The following is a 6,939-nucleotide window of genomic DNA, read 5'->3' on the forward strand; positions in this document are numbered from 1 at the left end:
AGGTAAATTATACATTAATTCATCATAATACTCAACTATAATGGGATATTTTATATATTCTGGTGGTAAAATAGGTGTTGTTATCTCTATTTGACCATTATCGTCAGTATAACAATCCTCACCAAGTGCTAAATTGTATATTTCAAGATTACGAATGGGTTGGTTTGATTTGTCCTTAAATGCAACATCGAGGACAACTTCTTCATAAAAAGGTCGGATAATGGGTGAATAAATAGGATTAAATGCCATTTCAGCAGAATTGTCCCAAGAAAATACTGTTGATAATTCTAACACCAATACTACATATTCTAACCCATTACCCGACACTATTATTTCATTAGACTCACATATAACATCATAATTTGATATATTACATTCTTTAATGTAAAACCCATTAGTCCATAGACTATTATTGATTTTAAATTGAATTAAATCAGTACTACGATATATTTCAATAAAATCGTATGCAAACCAATTATTTGTTATTAAAACTCGTGTATCTAATGTATAATAATCAGTAACTGCTTTTCCAAAGTGTTCTACAATACTATTATAATCTTCAACGGTGAGCAATCTTTTATTGAACATAATATCATAACTCCTTTAAAACTACACCTAAAATATGATGAATTAAAAATTTTCTTTTTTCAACAGTTATTACAATTTAAAATTAACAGAATATTGTTCTTCTCTTGGAAATTCCATTCTTAAATTGTGGATTAATTCTTCATCACTGAAATAATTTAAACCCATAAAATATCCTCCAAAATGAATTTATCTGTTAAATAATCCTTATTTTCACTAAAACAAATCAGTACATAGTCATCATCGTGCTTATTTTTTAAATAAGGATTTCTACTAGTTAATGTATCTCCATCAGTAACTCCCCTAAAATAAACCCATAAACTTGTATCTAAGTTTAAAAAGTTGTCTATGTTTTGAATAATGCTTTTTTCTGTAATTATTCTATTTCTATATGATATATCAGACTCATCTTCTTTTCTAATGATATTATACTCCAATCCGTGCAAATCAAGATATTTACCAGTAGCATGTTTTAAGAACAAATCTAAAAAATGATTATTATAATTTTCTAGATATTCGCCAATAGTTCCATCTAAAACAATTCTTCCATCATTATCTGATTTTTTTAATTCAGGATTGTTTAATCTTTGAATAATTCCTTCTATAAACATTATAAAAACCCCTATTCAACATTTTGAGTAATAGATACATTCCCTAACATCAATACTGTATTTTCATCAGGAATTAAACGATTAAAACTTTCATTATCACTAGTTAGCTCAGTAACTTGAATTACACCATTTACTGATTCGATACAATTTAAAATTAAATATTTAGATAATCTTTGATTAATGTTTAAACCTGCATATAATCCATCAGAATAACTTCCACCATTAAATAATGCTCTAATAGCACCTATAATAAGATTATTTGGTAATTGTTCAGAAACTGATAATTCTAACTCAAAATTAACAGTAGTATAATCAACAGGTTCAACTTCAAAAGAATGGTTATAGACAAGATTTTTTTGAATAGTATATTGTGCTACAACTAATGCAAGAATATCCTCTGATAATGGCTTATTATCTCCATTCACAATGACTTTTCCAGTATAATTATTATCAGATGGTACAATTAATACATCATGAATTCCATCTATATTTTGACCTAAACGGTGATAATATTCTTTACTACCAAATCCGTCTTGACTTTTCAATGATAAAAGTCTTGATCTGTATTCATCATCGGTTTCACTGTCTTTTCCACCTATTAATGAGTTAGGATTGTTTACACTTAACATATTATAGGGTGCTGTATCTTTGAATAAAGTGATAGTATTTGGGTCTGCATTTGTATTAAGCCCAACTACCTGAGAATACACAACACACTCAATACTTGTTTCTCCAATTGGAATTTCAACCTCGATGTTTGTAAAATATTCCAATCCAGTTTCTTCTGATAATAAAACAGTATTGGCAGGGATTATGATATTATAATCAATAGGTTCAGGAATAGTGAATAATACTACACCCCAAGATGTACTACCATAATCTCTTGGAGTATTCATATCCTCACCGTGTAAATCTAAATATCGACCATAACTTGTAGATAAAAATGCAGCTCTCAATAAATCTGTATCGTTTTTCTCTAAATGATAAATATCAACTGCAAATGATTCTAAAATATTCCTTATTTGAGAACCATCATTAAAATCAGTTATATCAGAATCAGGATATTTATCATTGAAATAATCAACCATAATTTGAACTAAAACTCTGCGGTTGATTTCCTCACCCACTACATTGTAAAAACTTTCATCACCTAAAACCATGATTTTTACTCCCCTAATGTATTTTCTTTAAGATAGATTGATGAATCATTATTTAAAACAAGATTATATTCTAAAATTGTATTAGAATTGAAAACAGATATTTTTAAATGGCATTCGATAGTTTCGCTATTAATTTTATTGACTATACATTCAATATTTTGTATTCTTGGGTCTCTTTTACAGGCATCTTCAATTTCGATACGAATATACTCATGTATTGTTTCATGGTTGAATTCTCCAAAATGTTCTTGAAGATTACTACCATAATTAACATAGAACATATTATATGTATTTAAATCAGCTTTTAATCGATTTAAGATAGCTTGACCAAGATTTTTAATATCTTTTACAACAATAATATCTCCTTTGTTATCAAACTTCCAATCTGAACGAATATCTGCTCCTAAATGCTTTAAATCACTCATCTTACAACCTCGCCATTGTTCCTCCATCCTGGCATGACATCCACTAATTCATTGTCAATAAAAGCAAATCCATCAGTATTTATGACAAAGACATACATTCCATTGACTATTTCAACTGTTTTCATCACATCATCAATTGTTTCATTGAATTCTGGTAAAATTCTTTTTTTTAATATTTCTCTAATTTTTTCTTCATCGTAAGCCATAATATCACCTGTGCCATCCTGCTGTTTGGTATTGAGGCATACTTCCACTTTGATAGCATAAATCCACTGTTTCCCATCTGCCGTTGATTAAAACTCCATTCATATAATGATTATATACATGATAAATCACACAAGGTTGTCCTAATACATCCATACAAGCTTTTAAGAGTCTTGCACGGTCTCCACAATTAGAAGTTGATGCATACAATGTATTACTTGCACAAGCATGATGATTGTCAGGATATCCAACATAATTGCCGTAATTATGTAATTTTGCTAATTTTTTGTAGGCTTCTTTTGGGGTGCAACCTTTTACATAATCAGCATAGTTCGTTCCCTCTTTACCAATTTTTCCTTGTGCATTAGCTCTATTTTCATATCCGTGATTAGATGGATTAGCACTACTTCCAGTGTGGGCACAACATAAGCTGTAAGTATCACTACAATCTGTTTTTCCATCCGTTCTTGCAGGAATATTATTTGCATTGGAAACAGTAGTATTGTTAGAAGTTGTAGTATTAGATGATGATTTGTAAGCTTGGTCATAAGCTTCTGCATAAGACTTAACGGCATTAGAATAAACACTAAAACTTGAAGGAAAAGGATTTAATGTTATATCTGCAAAAAGACCATTGCTATCACAAGTAATTTTGACGGTTTCAACATACCATCTGTTTACTTGATAAGGAACACCTCTATTCACTTTATAGGTAGGTAAAATTTTGAATATTTTTTCTAAATTGGCAAGTTTAAATTCAGAAGGAAGTTCAGTCCATAACATTTGGTTGGTATGGAGGTTTTTAAACAATGGGTCATTTAAAGGAACACGAATTTGAAAAGATAATAAATTTCTAATACTTTTAGACATCTCTTCTAATGCTTTTATATATGTTTGAGTTGTATTTACAACCGTATTTGAAGAACCTGATGTAGTGTTTGTATTAGATGATATACTACCTGATCCACTATTTCCTTTTGCTAAATTTTGTCCTAACTCAGTACCATTATCTCCGTATACATAATGAATGCCTCTTGAAGTGATATATTGACCAGGGTTGCTTAATCCACTGAGTCCACTAAAATTATCATCCCAAGCTCTTGGAAGCCAAGTAAGTTTGTCTAAATGTTTAGTTTGACTTCTTCTATAATTGGGCATGTTTGTAAAACCAAATACTATTTGAATACCACGATTTTTAACATGGTTTTGAATGTAGGGTTGGCACATATCCCAAAAAGTACCAGCACAGTATCCTCCATAGATACAGAATGAAACTCCATTGTTTGGTACACGACCACTAGTTATATCTGATGTATGGTAACCAGGACCAACTCCTGACACTCTTACATCAGTATATCCTGCATTACGGAGTGCAGTAGCACAATCTTCCATAAGTTTTTTATCTTGACTCCAAGTATTGATATTATCAATATTAATTACAATAGGTCTGTTTTTAGCAATATTTGCACCAGAATTATCTCTCAATCCAGTTGAAGGATTTGTTACAACACCGTTTCCTGAAGAAGTAGATGAAGAACCATTAGAAGATGCATTATTTGTTGAGGTAGTTACAGCATCAATTATAGTTGCATTATTTCCAAAATAACTAACTAATGCTCCCCAATCATTGTAATATTCAACATCACCACCGTTTTTAACACCTACGGATGTAATAATGTTAGTAGTATCAAAACCATACTTATAATGAACTAAATCTGAATGAGTAAGTTTTATTCCACTATTTAGCCAAGTATCTAAATCTATTGGGTCTATATGTACTATTCCATCAGGAGTAAAATAAACATCTGTAGGAAAACCACCTATGTGAGCAAAATTCATTATTTTATCAATATTACTATCAAAAGATAACAAAGTTGGTGCTTTTTCCTTAAATTTATTATCGAACTTTAAAGCACCACTTATAAGATTATTATAATTATCAATAGGTTGTAATCCTGATAATAATCGAGAACAGCTTGCTTTTTGTTCATTACTAATTTTTATTGTATTTTTACCACTTAAACCTGGGCTAGCAATCCTATTTTCGAGTATATCGTAAATAGTTGCATTAGTTGATTCGCCAACTGATAATTTTGATTTACTGATATACTGTCTACGACCATCTTGGCATTGGTAGGAATACAATCCAGTGTTTTTATCATAATCAATATCCAATATTCTTCCACCGAAATTGATATGGAATGGATTAGTAATGTAAATCCAAGCTCTACCTTTTGTTAAATCAATATATTTGTCGGTAGTGAACTTAGCAGTCATAGTTCGTGGGTCAGTATCAATAATTTCATATTTAGTGAAATAAATGTCATTAGCTTTCTTTGAAGCAATAAGCTCTCCCCAATTTGGAATATCATACAATATTTTGTTATCAACATTAAATTGTGCAATATAAATGTGAGATTCAATAAATCCTCTATTATTTCCTGGAATAGTATAATTTCCACTAGCTCTTTTTGTTAAAGGTGTAATATCAGGTAAAACAACAACAGTATTTGTTATACTAGATGGATTATGTGTAGCATCACCTTTATATTCAGCTTTTAATACATATTCGCCCTCTCTTAAACGAATATTTAATTTGGCAAGTCCTTCACTATCAGTTTTTCTTATATATGTTACTCCATTGATAGTTAGTGAAACTTCACAATTTACTCGATTATTAAAATCATCATAAACTGCGCATTGGTATGCCAAACTTTGCCTATATGTTTTAGTAACATTAGTTCCATCCATCTTTGTGTTAGATTTAACCGTTACTTTAATAGTTTTACTAGATTGGGCATATTCACTATCAGAAAAGGTTACAACATTAGTAGTGTATTCCCCAGGAATTAAACTAATATTTAATCTAGCCTCACCTCTATCATCAGTTATTCTTGTATAAGTAACACCATTGATTGTAATGTATACTTCTTTGTTTACCAATGGGGAAGTTTGATGATACAATGTAACTTTCAAAGGATCAGAAGTTCCATATGTTTTAATGAAATCTACTGCCAATAAGGTGATAGCTTTTTTTGGCTTTTCTTTATAAACAGTGATTTTTATGGATTTTGAAGTAGAGTCATGGGTTGAATCTCCTTCAAACCATACAGTACAATCATACTCTCCAGGCATTAAATTAATGTTTAATTTAGCCCTCCCTTGATTATCAGTGTATCTTTGGTATCTTACACCATTTATATTGAATTGGACTGGAAAATTAATTAAAGGTTCTTTATTAAACAATAAAGTAACATATAAAGCATCTGGAGTGCCATAAATCTTTGAAAAATCATTGGCTATTAATTCACTTCCGACAACAGTTATAGTGATGTTTTTGGATGTAGACTCATATTCATCATCGCTAAATGATGTAACTGTACAGGGATAAACTCCACTTGGTAAATTAATGTTTAATTTAGCTCTACCATCCGTACCAGTTGTTCTATTATATATTACCCCATTTATATTAAAAGAAACTTGTTTATTTGGTAAAGGAACATTATTATAAAGTAAAGTAACATATAATTGTTCGGAACTGCGATAAACCTTGGTAAAATCATTGGCAATCATAGTAATTGTTTTTTTACTCATTAAATCACCCTAAATCCTTGACCCTCATATGTATCTCCAACTAATGCTTGAATTGTTTCTGCATCACATTTTCCTTGTTTACTTGTATCTAATCCAAACATTGCTTGAAACCCAAATATATCGCCTTGCATTTGCCAATCCCAAATGCCATTTGGTTCTCTTTTCTTAAAATATGGTCCGTCATCAGTATCCACGATAACTGTTTTTATACCACCTTTACTATCTTTCACTTTTACGATGTCGTCCCAACACCCTTTTTGTTGTAGTTTCTTCTGCAATGCTAAAATTGCCTCTTTGGTTGAATAATAATCTATTTCATGATATTTCAACAAAGTTTGGTCAATGGCAGATAAACTAGAT

Annotated in this window: 7 protein-coding genes; all 7 read right to left on the minus strand. The window is 30.3% G+C overall.

Going from position 1 to position 6,939, the window contains the following annotated elements; genetic code table 11:
* Positions 1 to 588 (minus strand): hypothetical protein (locus tag QZU81_RS10135; protein ID WP_295591604.1); only part of this gene is annotated, 588 nt, incomplete at its 3' end.
* 155 nt (positions 589 to 743) lie between these two features.
* A complete protein-coding gene (locus tag QZU81_RS10140) occupies positions 744 to 1,196 on the minus strand; it encodes a hypothetical protein (protein ID WP_295591605.1) in 453 nt (150 codons plus the stop codon).
* A gap of 11 nt (positions 1,197 to 1,207) precedes the next feature.
* Entirely contained in the window at positions 1,208 to 2,356 is a 1,149-nt protein-coding gene (locus QZU81_RS10145) for a baseplate J/gp47 family protein (protein WP_295591606.1), read from the minus strand.
* A 5-nt stretch (positions 2,357 to 2,361) separates the two neighbouring features.
* Entirely contained in the window at positions 2,362 to 2,808 is a 447-nt protein-coding gene (locus tag QZU81_RS10150) for a DUF2634 domain-containing protein (protein ID WP_295591607.1), read from the minus strand.
* A complete protein-coding gene (locus QZU81_RS10155) occupies positions 2,778 to 2,987 on the minus strand; it encodes a hypothetical protein (protein WP_295591608.1) in 210 nt (69 codons plus the stop codon). Before QZU81_RS10155 ends, QZU81_RS10150 begins: the two co-directional genes overlap by 31 nt.
* Positions 2,988 to 2,991: 4 nt before the next feature.
* Positions 2,992 to 6,579, minus strand: coding sequence for a hypothetical protein (locus QZU81_RS10160; RefSeq protein WP_295591609.1), 3,588 nt, complete (start codon positions 6,577 to 6,579; stop codon positions 2,992 to 2,994).
* The coding region (locus QZU81_RS10165; RefSeq protein ID WP_295591610.1) for a hypothetical protein at positions 6,579 to 6,939 on the minus strand (361 nt) is incomplete at its 5' end. The genes QZU81_RS10165 and QZU81_RS10160, both read right to left, overlap by 1 nt.

It is taken from the genome of uncultured Methanobrevibacter sp. (assembly GCF_902770715.1).
GTDB lineage: Archaea > Methanobacteriota > Methanobacteria > Methanobacteriales > Methanobacteriaceae > Methanocatella.

Coding starts and splice junctions, on each gene's coding strand:
- QZU81_RS10160 (WP_295591609.1), bottom strand. CDS start 6,579: ATGAGTAAAAAAACAATTACTATGATTGCCAATGATTTTACCAAGGTT.
- QZU81_RS10150 (WP_295591607.1), bottom strand. CDS start 2,808: ATGGAGGAACAATGGCGAGGTTGTAAGATGAGTGATTTAAAGCATTTA.
- QZU81_RS10140 (WP_295591605.1), bottom strand. CDS start 1,196: ATGTTTATAGAAGGAATTATTCAAAGATTAAACAATCCTGAATTAAAA.
- QZU81_RS10155 (WP_295591608.1), bottom strand. CDS start 2,987: ATGGCTTACGATGAAGAAAAAATTAGAGAAATATTAAAAAAAAGAATT.
- QZU81_RS10145 (WP_295591606.1), bottom strand. CDS start 2,356: ATGGTTTTAGGTGATGAAAGTTTTTACAATGTAGTGGGTGAGGAAATC.